General features: G+C 76.2%; 14 protein-coding genes. 5 read left to right on the forward strand and 9 right to left on the reverse strand.

Translation table 11 applies throughout. From position 1 onward, the window contains the following. Window positions 1-41 precede the first annotated feature (41 nt). The 3 genes from ABGA99_RS31745 (at window position 42) to ABGA99_RS31755 (ending at window position 4,215) form a co-directional block, all read left to right on the forward strand. Entirely contained in the window at window positions 42-1,322 is a 1,281-nt protein-coding gene (locus ABGA99_RS31745; RefSeq protein ID WP_347583995.1) for a pectate lyase, read from the forward strand. A 173-nt stretch (window positions 1,323-1,495) separates the two neighbouring features. Further along, entirely contained in the window at window positions 1,496-2,944 is a 1,449-nt protein-coding gene (locus ABGA99_RS31750; RefSeq protein WP_347575649.1) for an NCS2 family permease, read from the forward strand. 365 nt (window positions 2,945-3,309) lie between these two features. Continuing rightward, window positions 3,310-4,215, forward strand: coding sequence for an NADP-dependent oxidoreductase (locus ABGA99_RS31755; protein WP_347575650.1), 906 nt, complete (start codon window positions 3,310-3,312; stop codon window positions 4,213-4,215). Between the two features lie 15 nt (window positions 4,216-4,230). Here the strand turns inward: ABGA99_RS31755 and ABGA99_RS31760 are convergent, their stop codons facing one another. The 4 genes from ABGA99_RS31760 to ABGA99_RS31775 all read right to left on the reverse strand — a co-directional run bounded on the left by ABGA99_RS31760 (window position 4,231) and on the right by ABGA99_RS31775 (window position 8,227). Next, the gene (locus ABGA99_RS31760; protein WP_347584014.1) at window positions 4,231-4,872 is read right to left on the reverse strand and encodes a response regulator transcription factor; all 642 of its coding nucleotides are present in this window, start codon (window positions 4,870-4,872) and stop codon (window positions 4,231-4,233) included. A gap of 71 nt (window positions 4,873-4,943) precedes the next feature. Further along, entirely contained in the window at window positions 4,944-6,182 is a 1,239-nt protein-coding gene (locus tag ABGA99_RS31765; RefSeq protein WP_347583996.1) for a histidine kinase, read from the reverse strand. Between the two features lie 3 nt (window positions 6,183-6,185). Next, window positions 6,186-7,304, reverse strand: a complete 1,119-nt coding sequence (locus ABGA99_RS31770; RefSeq protein WP_347583997.1) for a hypothetical protein — start codon at window positions 7,302-7,304, stop codon at window positions 6,186-6,188. A gap of 149 nt (window positions 7,305-7,453) precedes the next feature. Further along, complete coding sequence (locus ABGA99_RS31775; RefSeq protein WP_347575653.1) at window positions 7,454-8,227, reverse strand: IclR family transcriptional regulator; 774 nt, start codon at window positions 8,225-8,227, stop codon at window positions 7,454-7,456. Between the two features lie 136 nt (window positions 8,228-8,363). Here ABGA99_RS31775 and ABGA99_RS31780 point away from each other — a divergent pair, with 136 nt between their 5' ends. Then, a complete protein-coding gene (locus ABGA99_RS31780) occupies window positions 8,364-9,902 on the forward strand; it encodes an aldehyde dehydrogenase (NADP(+)) (protein WP_347575654.1) in 1,539 nt (512 codons plus the stop codon). 138 nt (window positions 9,903-10,040) lie between these two features. Next, window positions 10,041-12,164, forward strand: a complete 2,124-nt coding sequence (locus tag ABGA99_RS31785; protein WP_347583998.1) for a hypothetical protein — start codon at window positions 10,041-10,043, stop codon at window positions 12,162-12,164. A gap of 22 nt (window positions 12,165-12,186) precedes the next feature. On the opposite strand, the gene cobC is transcribed toward ABGA99_RS31785, so the two are convergent. Genes cobC through cobJ form a run of 5 tightly spaced genes read right to left on the reverse strand, consistent with a single transcriptional unit; the run spans window position 12,187 to window position 16,939 of the window. Then, window positions 12,187-13,272: an Rv2231c family pyridoxal phosphate-dependent protein CobC gene (cobC, locus tag ABGA99_RS31790; protein WP_347583999.1), complete on the reverse strand. Its 1,086-nt coding sequence runs from the start codon at window positions 13,270-13,272 to the stop codon at window positions 12,187-12,189. After that, a complete protein-coding gene (locus ABGA99_RS31795) occupies window positions 13,262-14,173 on the reverse strand; it encodes a sirohydrochlorin chelatase (RefSeq protein ID WP_347575657.1) in 912 nt (303 codons plus the stop codon). The genes cobC and ABGA99_RS31795 overlap by 11 nt, the downstream gene beginning before the upstream one ends. Window positions 14,174-14,232: 59 nt before the next feature. Next, on the reverse strand, window positions 14,233-14,925 hold the full coding sequence (locus ABGA99_RS31800) for a precorrin-8X methylmutase (protein WP_347584000.1): 693 nt from the start codon (window positions 14,923-14,925) through the stop codon (window positions 14,233-14,235). Beyond that, entirely contained in the window at window positions 14,922-15,230 is a 309-nt protein-coding gene (locus ABGA99_RS31805; RefSeq protein ID WP_347584001.1) for a 4Fe-4S binding protein, read from the reverse strand. Before ABGA99_RS31805 ends, ABGA99_RS31800 begins: the two co-directional genes overlap by 4 nt. After that, window positions 15,227-16,939, reverse strand: coding sequence for a precorrin-3B C(17)-methyltransferase (cobJ, locus tag ABGA99_RS31810; RefSeq protein WP_347575742.1), 1,713 nt, complete (start codon window positions 16,937-16,939; stop codon window positions 15,227-15,229). Before cobJ ends, ABGA99_RS31805 begins: the two co-directional genes overlap by 4 nt. Window positions 16,940-16,946: the final 7 nt, after the last annotated feature.

The raw sequence follows: 16,946 nt of genomic DNA on the forward strand, positions 1-16,946 counted from the left end.
CCCCCGCCCCCGCCGACACCGACTCTGTGAAGGAGCCGCACATGCGTCACCTGACACGTCACACGGCGGGGTCGCTCGCGTGCTGCGCCGCACTGCTGGCCCCGGCGGCCGCTCCCGCGTCCGGGCACGACCTCGCCCGCGACACCCTCCCCGCGGGCGACGGCTGGGCGTCGGCGGCCGGCGGCACGACGGGCGGCGCGGCGGCGGGCCGGGAGAACGTCCGCACGGTCCGTACGTGGGACGAGTTCCGCGCCGCGCTCGCGGCGGGCGGCGGGGAGCCGCAGATCGTCCGTGTCGCCGGCACGATCGACGCCCACGCGGGCGGCTGCGCGGCGTACGGGGCACCCGGATACGACTTCGACCGCTACCTCGCCGACTACGATCCCGCCGTCTGGGGCTACGACACCCCGGTCAGCGGTCCCCAGGAGGACGCCCGCGCCGCCTCCGCCGCGAACCAGGCCGCGGCGATCGAGGCGTACGTGCCCTCGGACACCACCGTCGTCGGCGTCGGCCGCGACGCCGCCCTCAGGGGCGCCAGTCTCCAGATCAAGGACGCCGACAACGTCATCGTCCGCAACCTCACGGTGGAGAGCCCGCTCGACTGCTTCCCGCAGTGGGACCCCACGGACGGCGCGCGCGGCGCGTGGAACTCCGCGTACGACGCGGCCGTGGTCCACAACTCCACCCACGTCTGGCTGGACCACAACACCTTCACCGACGGCCGCCACCCCGACAGCTCCCTGCCGCGCCACTACGGCGAGCTGTACCAGCAGCACGACGGCGAACTCGACGTCGTGCGCGGCGCGGACCTCGTGACGCTCTCCTGGAACGTCTTCGAGGACCACGCCAAGACCCTGATGATCGGTAACAGCGACGGGGCGGGCGGCACCGACCGCGGCAGGCTGCGGGTGACGCTGCACCACAACCTGTTCCGCGAGGTGGGGGAGCGGGCGCCGCGGGTGCGGTTCGGGCAGGTGGACGCGTACAACAACCACTACGTGATAGCGGCGGAGTCGTACGCGTACTCCTTCGGCATCGGCTTCGAGTCGCGGCTGGTGGCGGAGAAGAACTCGTTCCGCCTGCCGCCGGGGGTGGGCGCCGGCCGGATCCTGAAGAAGTGGAGCGAGGCCCCCGTGACGGCAGACCACAACACCGTCAACGGCGTCCCCACCGACCTCGTCACGGCCCACAACACGGCCCATCCGGACACCCCGCTCCCACGGGACGCCGGCTGGACCCCGACGCTGCGCACCCGGGTCGACGACCCGCGGGCGGTGCCGGGCGTGGTGGTGCCGCGGGCGGGCGCGGGACGGATCCGCTGAGACCGCGGGCCGGTCGCGTACCCGGGCGGAACGATGCGTGGACAGGGCACGGAACTGTACGGCTCCGCCGCTGAGGTGTAACACAAGCTCAACCTGATCAGGCGGCTCAGCAGGCACAATGCGACCTGCCGTGTCCACGGCAACCGTCCCCGTCGCCGCTCAGGAGCACCCCCGTGTCCGACCAGATTGCCGACAAGTCCCCTTCGCCAGCGCCGGGTTCCCAGCGCCTGGAGAGTTTCTTCCGCATACGTGAGCGCGGGTCCACCGTCGGACGGGAGATACGCGGTGGACTCGCCACGTTCTTTACGATGGCGTACATCCTCGTGCTCAATCCGATCATCCTCAGCGGTGCCGAGGACAAGTACGGCAACCAGCTCGACTTCGGTCAGCTCGTCACCGTCACCGCCCTCGTCGCCGCCGTGATGACCGTGCTCATGGGGGTGACCGCCAATCTCCCGCTCGCGCTCGCCGCCGGGCTCGGGATCAACGCCGTCGTCGCGTACCAGATCGCACCGCTGATGACCTGGCCCGATGCGATGGGGCTCATCGTGCTGGAGGGCATCATCGTCTGCCTGCTCGCCGCCACCGGCGTGCGCGAGGCCGTCATGAACGCCATCCCGCAGCCGCTGAAGGTCGCGATCAGCGTGGGCATCGGCATGTTCATCGCCCTGATCGGCTTCATCGACGCCGGCTTCGCCACCCGTATCCCCGACATCGCCGACACCACCGTCCCGCTGCAGCTCGGCAGCACCGGGTCGCTCAGCGGCTGGCCGGTCGTCGTGTTCTGCGCCGGGGTACTGCTCACGGTGTCGCTGCTCGCGCGGGGCGTGAAGGGCGCCATCCTCATCAGCATCCTGGCGATGACCGTCGTCGCCATCGTCATCAACTCCGTCGCCGACATCGCCGACGAGGCGTGGGGCCTGACCGTCCCGGACTGGCCCGGCGACGTGGTCGAGGCCCCGGACTTCGGGCTGCTCGGAGAGTTCAGCTTCTTCGGCGCGTTCGACGAGGTCAGCGCGGTGACCGTGGTGCTGCTCGTCTTCACCCTCTTCCTCACCGACTTCTTCGACACCATGGGCACGGCGGTCGGCGTCACCAGCGAGGCCGGCCTCCTCGACGAGCAGGGCCGCGTCCCCCGCCTGGGCCGCCTCCTCTTCGTCGACGGCCTCGCCACCGTCTTCGGCGGCGCCGCCTCCGGCTCCTCCAGCACCAGCTACATCGAATCCGCCGCGGGTGTCGGCGAAGGCGCCCGCACCGGCCTGGCCAACCTCGTCACCGGCGGACTCTTCGCCCTGGCCCTCCTCTTCACCCCGCTCGCCCTGGTCGTCCCCTCCCAGGCCGCGGCGCCCGCGCTGATCGCGGTCGGCTTCCTGCTGATGACGCAGGTACGTCACGTCGACTGGACCCGCTACGAGATCGCCGTCCCCGCCTTCCTCACGATCGCCGTGATGCCGTTCACGTACTCCATCACCAACGGCCTGGGCGCCGGCTTCATCGCGTACGTGCTCCTCCAGGCGGTCATGGGCCGCGCCCGCAAGGTGCACCCGCTGATGTGGGCGGTGTCGGCGCTGTTCGTGATCTACTTCGCGATCGAGCCGATCGAGGACCTGCTCGGGGTGTGATGTCAGACCCGGCCGGTAACGTCCGCCGCCGGCCCCGAGGAGCAGGGCCCGTACACCCGGTTCGTGCACAGCGACGGCGTGCGGATGACGTTCCTGCGGGGCCGCGAGGTGGTGGCGGGGCTGACCCCCGGAACCTCGCGGAATCACCGCCGGCCGCGTACGCTGCGCCCGCCTCATCGCCTCTCAGGGCGGATGCGCATGCAACGTCATGAACGAGATCAGCACAGCCGGCAGTCCCGGCCTCCGGGCGTGGCTTGCGTCTGACGTTGGCGTGAGGTTCTAGCGTGGGCGTCTCGGCACGTGCCGAGCGGTCGGCCCACGATCGTACGAACGGCCCGTTCAGGCCGTGGGAAAGGCAGAACGTCATGCGCGCAGCCCGGTATCACGAGTACGGCGGTGTGGAGACCCTCGTGGTCGAGCAGGTGCCGGATCCGCACCCCGGGCCCGGTGAGATCCGCGTCCGGGTGGCGGCGGCCGGGGTCAACCCCGTCGACTGGAAGGTGCGCTCCGGGGCGGCGCGGGACGCGGTCTCCGTGGAACTGCCCGCGATTCCCGGGCGGGATGCCGCCGGGGTGGTCGACGAGATCGGCGCGGGGGTGGAGGGCGTGGGCGTCGGGGACCGGGTCTTCGGGATGGGCGGGGTCACCGGTGCGACCGCGGAGCTGGCCGTGCTGTCGGTCTGGGCCCGCACGCCCGGTACGTGGACCGACGAGGAGGCCGCCGGTGCCGGTCTGGTGTCCGTGACGGCGATGGGCGGGCTGCAGCCGCTCGGTCCGCTGCAGGGGCGCACGCTGCTCGTCGAGGGCGCCGCCGGGGGCGTGGGCAGCGCCGCGGTCGAGATCGCGGTGGCCCGGGGCGCCACCGTGATCGGGACGGCCGGCGAGCGCAACCACGACTTCCTCACCACCCTCGGAGCCGTTCCCACCACCTACGGCCCCGGGCTCGCCGAGCGCCTCGCGACCCTGGCTCCGGACGGTGTCGACCTCGCGCTCGACACCGCCGCCTCCGGGTCCCTGGACGATCTCGTCGCGATCGTGGGCGATCCCGCCCGCGTCTCGACGATCGCCGACTACCCCAACGCGCAGCGCCTGGGTGTGCACTGGGCCCACGCGGAGAACGACCCCGCTCTCCTCGCCGAAGCGGCCGCACTCGGCCGGCAGGGCCGCTTCACACCGCGCATCGAGAGGACGTACCCGCTCGACGAGATCAGGGAAGCGCACACCTACGCCGAGCGCGGACACACGCGGGGGAAGATCGTGGTCCGCCTCTGAGCCCGCCCGGAGCGCTCAGCCGGGGGTGACGAAGCCCGACTCGTACGCGGCGATCACCGCCTGCGTACGGTCCCGCGCGCCCAACTTGGCGAGGAGCGCGGCGACATGCGACTTCACCGTCGCCGCGCCGATGCCCAGCCGGCCGGCGATCTCCGCGTTCGTCAGCCCCCGCGCCATCAGCCGCAGCACGTCGGCCTCCCGGTCGGTGAGCCGGGCGCGGAGCGCGGTGGTGCGGTGGGATCTGGCGTGTGCGGCGGCCAGGGCGCGTACGGCGGCGGGGTAGAGGAGGGAGTCGGTGCGGGCCACGAGGCGGACGGCCCGGACCAGGTCGGCGGCGCCCGCGCGCTTGAGGAGGAAGCCGGCGGCGCCGGCGCGGAGCGCGTCGTAGACGTACGAGTCGTTCTCGAAGGTGGTGACGACGACGATGCGGGGCGGGGCGGGCATCGTGCGCAGGAGTTGCTCGGTGGCGCGGATGCCGTCGATCTCCGGCATGCGTACGTCCATCAGCACGACGTCGGGCTCCAGCCGGCGCACGACGGACACCGCCTCGGCGCCGGTGGCGGCTTCGCCGACGACGGCCAGGTCGTCCTCCGCGGAGAGGATGGCCCGTAGGGCGGTGCGCACCATGCGCTCGTCGTCCGCGACGACGATGCGCAGCGGCCGCGGGCCCGGCGGCTCCTGCTGCTCGTCGGGCCGCCGCGGCCCTCCGGCGTCCTCGCGCGGCTCGTTCACAGGGGGAGCCTCGCCGTCAGGCGCCAGCCCCGCTCGTACGGGCCCGCCTCCGCGGCGCCGCCGAGCAGCCGCGCGCGTTCGGCGACCCCGCGCAGTCCCCTCCCGCCGCGGGCGGCGGGTTCCGTCCCGCGCGCGGCCTCCGGCACGTCGTTCTCCAGCACGATCCCCAACTCTCCCTCCGCCACCGTGATCCGCAGCCGTACCGCCACCGGGCCCGCGTGCCGCAGCACGTTCCCCAGCCCTTCCTGCACGATCCGGTACGCCTCCCGCGACACCGGCCCCGGCAGCGCCGCCGTCTCCGCGGGCACCTGTGCCCGCACCGCCGCACCCGCCGCCCGGGTGCGCGCCAGCAGCGCGTCCAGGTCGCGGGCCAGGTCCGGCGCCGGCGCGTGGCCGTGGCCGGGGGCGGAGGCGGCTGCGGGGCCGGCGTCCTCCTGCCGTAGCAGCCCCAGCACCGTGTCCAGTTCCGCGACCGCCGAGCGGGTCGTGCCCTCGATCGCCGCCAGCGCCTCCCGTACGAACTGCGGGTCCCGGTCGAAGACCCGCCGCGCCGCGCTCGCCTGCAGCGTGACCGCGCTCAGCGCGTGCCCGACCGAGTCGTGCAGCTCCCGGGCCAGGCGGTTGCGGCGGGCCAGGTCGGCGGCGCGCTCCTCGGCGGCGGCGAGCCGGTCGGCCGGGGTCGGGCCGAGGAGTGCCGGGGCGGCGCGGGCGAGCAGCAGGCCGGCGCCGGCCGCGGCGGCGGTGAGCGCGGCCAGCAGCGCGAGGCCGAGCGGCGGGGCGAGCCACGCGGGCACCGCGAGCAGCCCCCAGTCCCGCTCGCGCAACTCGCGCCAAAACGGCGTCGCGAGCAGCACCACCGCCATCGGAGGCACCGCCAGCGTCGCCCCGCTGACCAGCGCCCCCAGCCCCACGTGCAGCGTGAACCACCCGGCCGTCCGGCGCCGCGCCGCCCACGACCGGTCCCGCCCGGCGGGCGGCAGCCCGCCGGGCACCCGGCACAGCGCCTGCGCGGCGGAGGTCTCCAGCGTCCGCACCATCGGGAACGCCAGCGGCGTCGCCGCCACCAGGGGCAGGGCCAGCAGGTACGCCACGACTTGCCAGCCCGGGCTGCGGAACGTGTCGACGTCGTGGTCCGCGACCTGGAGCGCCACGCTGACCAGCAGGAAGTACGGCATGAGCAGCGCCCCGCCGAGCAGCAGATGGGCCCAGCGAAGCCGCACGGCCCCCGCGGACACGGATCAGCCCCGCCCGCGCGGCGGCGAGCCCGCGGGTACCGGGCCCCGCGCGGATCCGGCGGGGCCGGTGGGGGAGGCGGGCACGGCGGGGGGCCGTGGCCCGGGGCCTCCGGCGGACACCGCGCGGCCGGCGGGCCGCAGGCCGCCCGCGGATACCGCCGCCGCGCGCTCCGCGAGCAGGGTGGCGCCGACCGCGAGGACCAGCAGGCCGGTGATCATGCCGCCAGCGTAGGCGAGGTTCATGGCCTGGGTCGGCTGCCTGTCGCCCCGTACCGGGTTCTCCGTGACGAGCGACGCGAGCAGCATCCAGCCGCTCCACGCCGCCAGCGCCGCGCCGCCGGTCCAGCCCAGTGCCACGGTCGTCGCCAGACGGGTGCGCGGGCGCGGGCGGTGGGCGAGGAGGACGACGCCCGCCGCGGCGGTCAGCGCGAAGACGACCTGGATCGCCTCGTTCACGCGGAGGTTGGCCGAGCGCTGCCCGACCAGGTGGCCGGACAGCCCCGCCGTCGAACCCAGCGCCCAGCTCAGGTGCACCCCCGCGACCGCCAGCGCGACGACCGCGGCGAGCACCGCGAGCACGCGCTGCGCCGGTGCGGTCGGGGACGGGGGCAGATCGCCGATCCCGCCGCGGAGCAGGTGGCCCCAGCGGTCGCGTACGTACAGCGCGAACAGCCCGCCGAGCGCCAGCGCCTGCACGCCGAAGCCGACGTAGACGACGGTGAACACCCACTCGTGCAGGAACGGCTCGTCGCCGCCCGCCGCGGCGCTGCCGCCGCCGAACAGGCTGACCACCGTCTGCAGCGGGAAGCCCACCACGATCGGCGCGAGCAGCCCGGTGGCGACCCACAGCGGCAGCGCGACGAGCCACGCCGGGATCCGGCGGCCCCAGGGGCGGGTCAGCGCGAAGGCCAGCACGATGACGGCCGCGTCCATGAGGACGGTGAGGGAGTTGACGGCGGCCATGGTGCCGCGCTGCTCCAGCAGTTCGCTGCCGGCCGGGATGCCGACGGTGCTGCCGGCGATCCAGGCGATCTTCAGCGACAGGTACGGCAGGCAGGCGACGGCCGCGACGAGGCGCAGCAGGCGGGCGGCCGGCGAGGGGTGCGGGGTGGTGACGTCCATGCGTTCACGTTCCCCTCCGGCCCCCGTTCCGTACGTCGCCCCCGCCGACGATCCGCCTCCGCCGCGCGGCGGAGACGGCCCCGCCGCCGGGTCGTACGCCCCGGGCTCCCGGGCCCGCGGCCTGTGCCCCGGATCCGGCAGCGCCCCGCTCAGAGGTGCCGCGTCGCCAGCGTCAGCCGGTCGCGGGCGTCGAGCAGCGCGTCCCGGATCCCCTGCTCGTGCGCCGGCGTCAGCCGCGCCACCGGCACCGAGCAGCTGATGGCGTCGCGCGCCGGCGTCCGGTACGGGACCGCGACCCCCAGGCAGCGCAGCCCGAGCGTCGACTCCTCCCGGTCCAGGGCGTATCCGCGTTCGCGCACCCCGTGCAGCTCCTCGATCAGCCGCTCCCGGTCCGTGACCGTGTGCTCGGTCAGCGGCGCCAGCGACTCGGGCAGCAGCTTGCGGACCTCCTCGTCGGGGCAGGTCGCGAGCAGCGCCTTGCCCAGCGCCGTCGCGTGCGCCGGGAGCCGGCGGCCGACGCGGGTGAACGGCCGCAGGTAGTGCTGGGACTGGCGGGTGGCGAGGTAGACGATGTTCACGCCGTCCAGCCGCGCCAGGTGGATGGTCTCCGTGGTGTCGTCCGCGAGCCGGTCGAGGGTGGGCCGGGCGGCGGCGACGACCTCGTCGCCGTCGATGTACGACGTGCCGACGAGGAGCGCCCGCACCCCGATCCCGTACCGTGTGCCGGTCGCGTCGGTCTCCACCCAGCCCAGCTCCGTGAGCGTGCGAAGGAGCATGTAGAGGCTGGACTTGGGGTAGCCGACGGCGTGCTGGACATCTCCGAGGCTGTGCATTCCGGGCCTGGCCGCGAAATACTCAAGCAGTTCCACGGTGCGGACGGCAGACTTGACCTGTCCACCCCCACCGGCGTCGGCGACCCCCATGGCGCTTGACCTCTCTGCTGCCGCAGCGATAAAAGTCCAAGAAAATTCATGTATAGAGACGGCGTTCAGAATACCGAACCAACGGTATCGTCGGTCACCGTCCGCCCAGTGTGCAAGAGGAACGGAGACATCTCAGTTGTCCGCACCAGTCTGGAGCGTCGATCCCCGCACCGGTAACCGCCGGGAGCAGGTCGCCACCGAGGCGACCGCCCAGGAGGTCGACGACACCGTACGCGCCGCGCACGCCGCCGCCCCGGCGCTCGCCGAACGCGCGCAGCGTGCCCGGTTGTTGCGGGCCGCGGCCGACCTCTTCGACCAGCACGTCGACAAGGTCGTCGAGTGCGCCGACGCCGAGACCGCCCTCGGGCCGGGCCGGCTCAGCGGCGAACTCACCCGCACGACCTACCAGTTGCGCGCCTTCGCCGACATCGCCGAGACCGGCGACTTCCTCGACGTCCGCATCGACCACGCCGACGCCGCCCTCGCCCCGCCGCGGCCCGACCTGCGCCGCTGGAAGGTGCCGCTCGGCGTCGTCGCCGTCTACTCCGCCTCGAACTTCCCGCTCGCCTTCTCCGTCCCCGGCGGCGACACCGCCAGCGCGCTCGCCGCCGGCTGCCCCGTCGTGGTCAAGGCCCACCCCGACCACCCGGGCACCTCCGAGCTGTGCGCGGCGCTGCTGCACCGCGCGGCCGAGGAGGCGGGGCTGCCGCAGGAGGTCGTCTCCGTCGTGCACGGCTTCGACGCCGGCGTCGAGCTGGTACGCCATCCCGTCGTCGCCGCGGCCGGGTTCACCGGCTCGGTCCGCGGCGGGCGGGCCCTCTTCGACGCCGCGGCGGCCCGCCCCCGGCCGATCCCGTTCCACGGCGAGCTGGGCAGCCTCAACCCCGTCGTGGTCAGTGTGGCGGCGGCCGCGGAGCGCGCCGAGGAGATCGGCGCGGGGCTCGCGGGGTCGATGACGCTGGGCGTCGGGCAGTTCTGCACGAAGCCGGGTCTGGTGCTGGTGCCGGCGGGCGAGGCCGGTGACCGGCTCGTCACGTCGCTCACGGCGGCGGTCAGCGACACCGAGCCGGGCGTGATGCTCGACCCGCGGATGCGGGAGGCATTCGTCGCCGGTGTACGGGAACGGGCGGAGCTGCCCGGCGTGGAGAGCCCGGTGACGCCGGGCGCGAACGGCGAGCACACCGTCAGCGGCGGCTTCCTCACCGTCGACGCCCCCCGCCTCGCCGGCGGCGGGGAGTACGACCTGCTCACCGAGGAGTGCTTCGGGCCCGTGACCGTCATCGTGCGGTACGAGGACGTGGCGCAGGTCTCCGCGGTGCTGGCCCGGACGCCGGGCAACCTCACGGCGACCGCGCACCTGGGCGCGGCGGAGGCCGCGGACGCGGGCGCAGGGGACGGTGGCGCGGCGCGGCTGCTCGCCGAACTGACCCCGCTCGCCGGGCGGATCCTCGTCGACGGCTGGCCCACGGGCGTCGCCGTCGCCCCCGCGCAGCACCACGGCGGCCCGTACCCGGCGACGACGTCGACCTCGACGTCCGTCGGCGGCACGGCGATCGAGCGCTGGCTGCGCCCGGTGACGTACCAGAACGCGCCCCAGGCGCTGCTGCCCGCCGAGCTGCGCGAGGACAACCCCGCGGGCGTGCCCCGCACGGTGGACGGGGTCCGGGAGAACTGACGAACGGGGCGGGCGGCGGAGGTTCGAACGCCGCCCGCACCCGTCGCCCGTACGGGTGGCGCGAGGCCGCGCACCCCCGTCCCGTCCCGCAGGATGGCTCCCCGGGAGAGCACGACGGCGCTCCCGGGGAGGAGCACCATGGTCCGGTCCAGGCGCCTGGCCGCGGCGTGCGCGATCGCCGCCGCGCTGTCCTTCGCCGCCGTCCCGAACGCCCGCACCGCGGGCACGCCGCGCGTCGACCTGGCCGTGCTCCTCGTGGACGACGGCGGGGAGCCCGTCGCGGCGATCGCCGAGCACCTGGCGGCGATCGGCGCGCCGGTCACGCAGGTGCGGCTGGGGGAGCGGGGCCGGCCGCGGATCGACGAGGAGTTCCTGGCCGGTACGAAGGACGGGCGGCCGCGGGCGCGGTATCAGGCGGTGGTGGTACCGGGCGGAGCCGACGCGGGGGCGGTTCCCGCCGTCGCGGCGGGCGGCGCCGCGCCGTTGCGTGCCGAAGCCCCCGCTCCCGACGGCGCCCGCGTCTCTCCCCTCGCCCTCGGCCATGCCGAGACCGCCGCCCTCGCCTCGTACGAGCGGCGCTTCGGCATCCGCCAGGTCGACGCCCACGCCGCCCCCGGCCCGCACTCCGCCTTCGGCACACCCGTGTGGTCCGGCCGCCTCGACGGCCGCACCGCCCGCGTCACCCCCGCCGGGCGGGCCGGGCCCTTCGGCTACCTCGCGGGTCCGGTGCCGTTCGCGGACCTCGATCCGCGGGTGGCCGAGACGTACGGCCGTCTCGTGCGGCCGGGCCCGGACTTCACGCCGTACGTGGACGCCGCCGTGCCCGGGACGCCGCGCGCTCGCGGCGCGCTCGTCGGCGAGTACGCCGACGACGGGCGGCGCCGGCTCCTCGTCACCTTCGGCGACCCCGGCGACCGGCTCGCGTACCGGCTGCTGGCCCGCGGCATCGTCGACTGGGCCACGAACGGCGTCCATCTCGGCGCCGCCCGCTACGGGTTCGCCGTCCATGTCGACGGCGTCCTCGGCCGCGACGCCCGCTGGGACCCCGAAGGCGACTGCACCGCCGGCACCCCCGGCTGCGCCGGCCTGCCGCCGGTCCGGATGAGCGGTGGCGACGCCGCGTACGCCCGCGACTGGTCGGCCGACCGGGACTTCACCCTCGACCTCGTCTACAGCGGCGGCGCCGCGGAGCGCCACCGCCGGGCGCACGGCGGCGGCGACCCGCTCGCCGACCGGTTGATCACGGACCGGGAGGCGTACCGCTGGATCAACGGCACGTACGATCGCGCGCCGCTCGGCTGCGTCCGCGGGGGCCGTGACGATGCGGCGCGCTGCGCGCGGGACGCGGCGGGGGAGGTGCGGTGGAAGCCGGAGCGGCGCATCGCGCGGCAGATCGAGGACAACGTCGGCTGGGGGTGGGCCAGGAACCTGCTCGTGCGCAGGGACGAGTTGGTCACCGCCGGCCACTCGGGGCTCGCCGCCCCGCCGGGGCAGCCGTTCGACAACCCGAACCTCGCGCCCGCTCTGGGGACGACGGGCGTCCGCTGGCTGGCCTCCGACCGGGCCCGGGATCCGCTGCAGCGGCGGGTGGGGACGGCGTCGACGGTGCCGCGGTACGGGCTGGGGCTGTTCGCGGGGGCGGGGCGGGAGCGGGAGCAGGTCGACGCGTACACGTACCGGTACGGGGAGGGGAGCCTGGCAGCGGACCCCGGTGCCGGGGACGGTGGCGGCGGGGACCGCGGTGCCGGGGAGGGCCCCGTGGCCGGGGGTGGCGGCCTCTGCGCCGCCCCGCCCGACCCGGAGTCCCGCTACCGCTCGTCCCTCGTGCCCCGTGCCGCGCACGCCGCCCTCGGCCACGTCCTCGCCCCCGACCCCGGCCCGCACTACCTCCACCAGTCGAACCTCGCCGAGGACCGCATCGCCTACCCCCTCCTCGACCGCGTCCTCGCCGACTACCGCCGCCTGTTCACCCCCGCCACCCCGCTCGACAACCCCCGCCTCGGCGCCATCGCCCGCGACCTCCGGCGGCGCGGCGTCTGGGCGGAGGCGGTACGCAACGGGGAGGTGACCGCGTACCGCGTCGGCGGCACCGTGACGGTGCGGGCGCCGGCCGGTGTCGAGGTACCCCTCACCGCGCCGCCCGGTACCCGGCAGCGGTTCGGCCGCGGCGACGCCAAGGTGGGCCGTCCGTACGCCGGGCGGGCCGCCGGCTGGACGCGCGCCGATCCGGTCCGCGAACCGGTCGTCCTCCGGCTGCCGTGACCGCCCCCGCGCCGGCCCCGGCTCAGCTCAGCGCCCGTGCCAGCGCCTCGGCGAACCGGTCCGTCGTGTGCCGGTCCCGCACCGCGAGCCGCAGCCAGCCGGGGCCGAGACCGGGAAAGGTGTCGCCGCGGCGTACGGCGAAGCCGAGGTGGCGCAGCCGTTCGCGTACGAGGAGACCGGCGGCGGCGCCGTCCGCACCCGCGACATGGACCGGCACGAACGGCGCCTCCGGCGTCCCCGCGGTCGTGACCTCCGCGAACTCCCCGAGCCTGGCCAGCAGATACGCCCGGTCCGCGGCGATCGCCCGCGATGCCGCCGCCGCCTCCGCGAGCGCCCGCGGCGCGCACACCGCCTCCGCCGCCGCCAGCGCGGGTGTCGACACCGGCCACAGCGGCTGGGCCCGTGCCAGCGCCGCGACGGTGCCGGGGCCGCCGAGGACGTAGCCGACGCGCAGGCCCGCGAGCCCCCAGGTCTTGGTGAGGCTGCGCAGGACGACCAGACCGGGGACGTCGGTGCGCCCGGCCAGCGACTCGCGCTCGCCCGGCACCGCGTCCATGAACGCCTCGTCCACGACGAGCGTGCGCCCCGGCCGGGCCAGCGCGGCGAGGGCGGCGGCGGGGTGGAGGACGGACGTCGGGTTGGTCGGGTTGCCGACGACGACGAGGTCGGCGTCCTCCGGCACCGCCCGCGGCGGCAGCCGGAAGCCGTGCTCCGCGCGCAGCAGCACCCGGTCCACGGCGTACCCCGCGTCCCGCAGCGCCGCCTCCGGCTCCGTGAACTGCGGGTGGACGACGACCGCCCGGCGCACCGCGGGCCGCGACGCCCGCGCCAGCAGCACGAACGCCTCCGCCGCACCGGCGGTGAGCAGCACCCGGTCGGCCGGCACCCGGTGGCGCGCGGCGACGGCGGCACGGGCGGCGCGGCCGTCGGGGTAGGCGGCGAGCCGGTCGAGGGAGGCGGCGAGGCGGGCCTTGAGCCAGGCGGGGGGCGTGCCGGCGCGGACGTTGACGGCGAGGTCGGTGAGGCCGGGGGCGGCGTCGCGGAGTTCGGCGTCGCCGTGGTGGCGGAGGTCGTCCGCGGCGGGCGGCGGCGGGGGTTCAGTGCGCATGGGCGTGGTCGCCGTGGTGGTGGTGACCCGGACCGTGGCCGTGGGCCGTGCCGTCTTCGCCGGGGTGGAAGTGGGGGTGCTGCGGGGCGCCGACCTTGTCCTCGTAGCCGGGGAGGGCGATGCGGTAGACGCAGGAGTCGCAGTTCATGCGCAGGTCCCCGGCGACGGCCTCCTCGTACCGTTCCGTCACCAGCTCCACCAGCTCCGCCGCCGGGCCGATGACGTCCGCCGTGCGCACGTCGACCTCGGGGTGGGCCGCCGCCCACTGCCGCGCCTGGTGGGCGACGCGCTCGGGGAGCACGCCGGTGAAGAGGAAGTACGGCAGCACGACGACGTGTTCGGCGCCCAGCCGGCGGCAGCGTTCCAGCCCGGCGGCCACGTCCGGCGCGGCGAGCGACACGAACGCCGTCTCCACGCCCGCGTACCCGCGGCCCTCCCAGAGCAGCCGGGCGGCCTTGTGGACCTCGGCGTTGGCGTCGGGGTCGGTGGAGCCGCGGCCGACGAGGAGGACGGTGGTACGGGCCGGTTCGGTGCTCCGGGCTTCCGCCACGCGGCGCGCCAGGACGGCGAGCAGCTTCGGGTGCGGGCCGAGGGGGCGGCCGTAGGCGTACGAGAGGCCGGGGTGGCGCTCCTTCTCGCGGGCCAGCGCGGCGGGGATGTCGCCCTTGGCGTGCCCGGCGGAGACGAGCATGAGGGGGACGGCGGCGAAGTGCCGTACGCCGCGCGCCACGAGCTGCGCGACGGCCTCGCCCAGCGGGGGCGGGGACAGCTCGATGAACCCCCCGGCGACGGGCAGCCCGGGGCTGCGCTCGGCGAGCACACGCACGAACGCGCGGAACGCCTCGGCACCGGCGGCGTCACGGGTGCCGTGACCGGCGATGAGCAGGGCGGGCTTGGTCACTTGCGTCCTCTCGGTGGTACGGGATCCGGCGGGGCCGGGCGGGCCGGTGCGGCGGGTGGTCACGGGCCGGGGCTCGTCCGGCGCGCGGCGGGGGCGTGTCCTGCGGGGCGGGTGACCGGGCTCGGCGCTCCGGGTTCCGTAGCGGTGCGGTACGCGGCGGCCGGTGCCCCCGGCGCCGCCGCCGGGGGCGGCTCGTAGAGGAGGGCGTTCAGGGCGGCCGCGGCCACCGCCGAGCCGCCCTTCTCCGAGACGTTGCTGATCGCCGGCAGCCCCGCGGCCCGTAGCGCCGCCTTGCTCTCCACCGCCCCCACGAACCCCACCGGCAACCCGATCACCAGCGCCGGCGCCGCGCCCAGCGCGAGCAGTGCCTCCAGCGCCGTCGGCGCACAGCCGACCACCCACACGGCGCCGTCCCCCACCTCCCCGTACGCCAGCCGCACCGCCGCCGCCGAGCGGGTCAGCCCGGGTGCGGCCACCGCGTCGCGCAGCCTGCAGACCGCCCTGCGCGCGGTGATCCCCGCGGCGACCATCTCGACGTCGGCGACGACCGGCGCGCCCGCGTGCAGCGCGGCGTGCGCCGCGCGCAGCGCCGTCTCGTCGCACACCAGGTCGCCGGCGTAGGCGGGATCGGCGGAGGAGTGGATGACGCGCTCGACGACCGCGCGGGTCAGCGGCGGCAGATGCGCGGTGTCGACGCGGGCGCGCAGCCGGCGGTACGACTCCTCCTCGATGGGGTGGACGGTCCTCGTCACGGGTGTTCCTCCGGGGCCTCGTCGATGGCGTCGGCCGGGCAGACCTCCACGCACTCCAGACAGCCGGTGCACAGGTCGGCGCGGACGAACAGGGCGCCGCCGCGGGGGCGGACGGCGTGTGCGGGGCAGGTGAGGAGGCAGGCGCCGCAGCCGGTGCAGCGGTCGGTGACGGTGAGGGTGAGGGCCGGCGTGCCCGCCGACCGGGGAGCGGCGTGGCCGTCGCCGGTGGCCGCTCGCGCGGTGGTGCGTGCCGTCCCCGTCGGGGCGGGGGCCGGGGCCGGGGGATTGCGCGTACGGGCGTTCACGTCTGCCACCGGTAGCCGCGCGGCGTCACCATGCGGCCCGCGATCTCGCGGGACGCCGAGTTGCCGACCGTCACCACGGTCATCATGTCCACCGTCTCCGGGTCGAGTTCGGCCAGCGTCGTCAGCAGCACGTGCTCGTCGGGCCGGGACGCGCTGCGTACGACACCCACCGGCGTCGTCGGCGCGCGGTGCTTCGCCAGCAGCGCCAGCGCCTGCGGGAGCTGGCGGCGGCGGGCGCGGCTGCGCGGGTTGTAGAACGTGACCACGAGGTCCGCCTCCGCCGCCGCCCGCACCCGGCGCTCGATGACCTCCCACGGCGTGTGCAGGTCGGACAGGCTGACGGCGACGTGGTCGTGCCCCAGCGGCGCGCCCAGCAGCGCCGCCGCGGCCAGCGCCGCGGTCACGCCCGGCACGCCGGCGACGTCGATGTCCGCGCCCGCCTCCGCCAGCGCCGGGGCGGCCATCGCGTACACCCCGGCGTCACCGCTGCCGACCAGCGCGACCGCGTGCCCCGCGCGGGCCTCGGCGACGGCGGTACGGGCCCGCTCCTCCTCGGCGCCGAGCCCGGATTCGAGAACCCGGGTGCCGGGGCGGAGCAGGTCGCGGATCTGCGCGACGTACTGGTCCAGGCCGACGACCACCGACGCCCGGCGCAGCTCCGCGCGGGCCCGCGGCGTCAGCAGGTCGCGGGCGCCGGGGCCGAGGCCCACGACCGCGAGCCGCCCGCGGGGGCGGCGGCGGGCGACGGCGCAGGTGGCCATGGCGGGGCGGTCTGCGGGCCGGGACTTCCGTTTGGGTACGAGGAGTTCGGCGTCCGGGCCCGCGGCCGTGAGCGCCGCGGCCTCCGCGACGCTGGGCGTGCCGACGGCGGCCAGCGGCGCGGCGGAGGGCGTGGGTACGTCGACGGTGGCCAACCCGGCGGCGGGGAAGGTGCGCAGCGGCACCCCGAGGCGGTCGGCGGCGGCGAGCAGGCCGGGTTCGCCGGCCTTGGCGTCGACGGTGGCGAGCGCGGCCACGGAACGCGGGCTCAACCCGGCCTCGTCGAGGGCGTCCCCGACGAGGCCCAGCACCTCGTCGACCCCCACGCCGCGGCTTGCCCCCACGCCGACGACGAGGGACGGCGGGCGGAGCACCGCCTCGCGGGCGGCGAGCGGCAGCCGGCGGTCGGTGACGTACAGGCGGACGTCCGTCGCCACGCCGCGGACACCGACGTGCGGCGGCAGCGCGGGCAGCGGCCACGTCGCGTCGGCCCGCAGCGCGACGGGAGCGCCGTCCAGCACCGCGCGCGTCACGGCGGCGACCGCGCCCTCGACGGGCCAGCCGACGGAGTCGAGGCCGGGGATGCCGACGGCGTCGGTGGCGGTGGTCACGACCGGCGTGCACCCGTCGCCGAGCAGGTCGGCGACCTCGGCGGCCAGGTCGTTGGCGCCGCCGCCGTGGCCGCCGAGGAGCGCGACGGCGAAGCGGCCCGCCTCGTCGACGCAGACCACGCCGGGGTCGGCGGCCTTGTCGCGGAGCAGTGGGGCGAGGAGGCGGACGGTGGCGCCGGTGGCGAGAAAGCAGACGAGTCGGTCGCAGTCCTCGAAGGCGCGCGCGACGGCGGTACGGACCGGGCCCTCGTCGTAGCGGCGGGTCCGGTCGGGCCAGGCGTCGGCCAGCCGCTGCGCGGCGGCGGAGCCGGCGGCGGTGGCGGCGACGAGGCCGATCACGGGGCGG

The organism is Streptomyces sp. B5E4, assembly GCF_039871555.1.
In the GTDB taxonomy this organism is placed as follows: domain Bacteria; phylum Actinomycetota; class Actinomycetes; order Streptomycetales; family Streptomycetaceae; genus Streptomyces.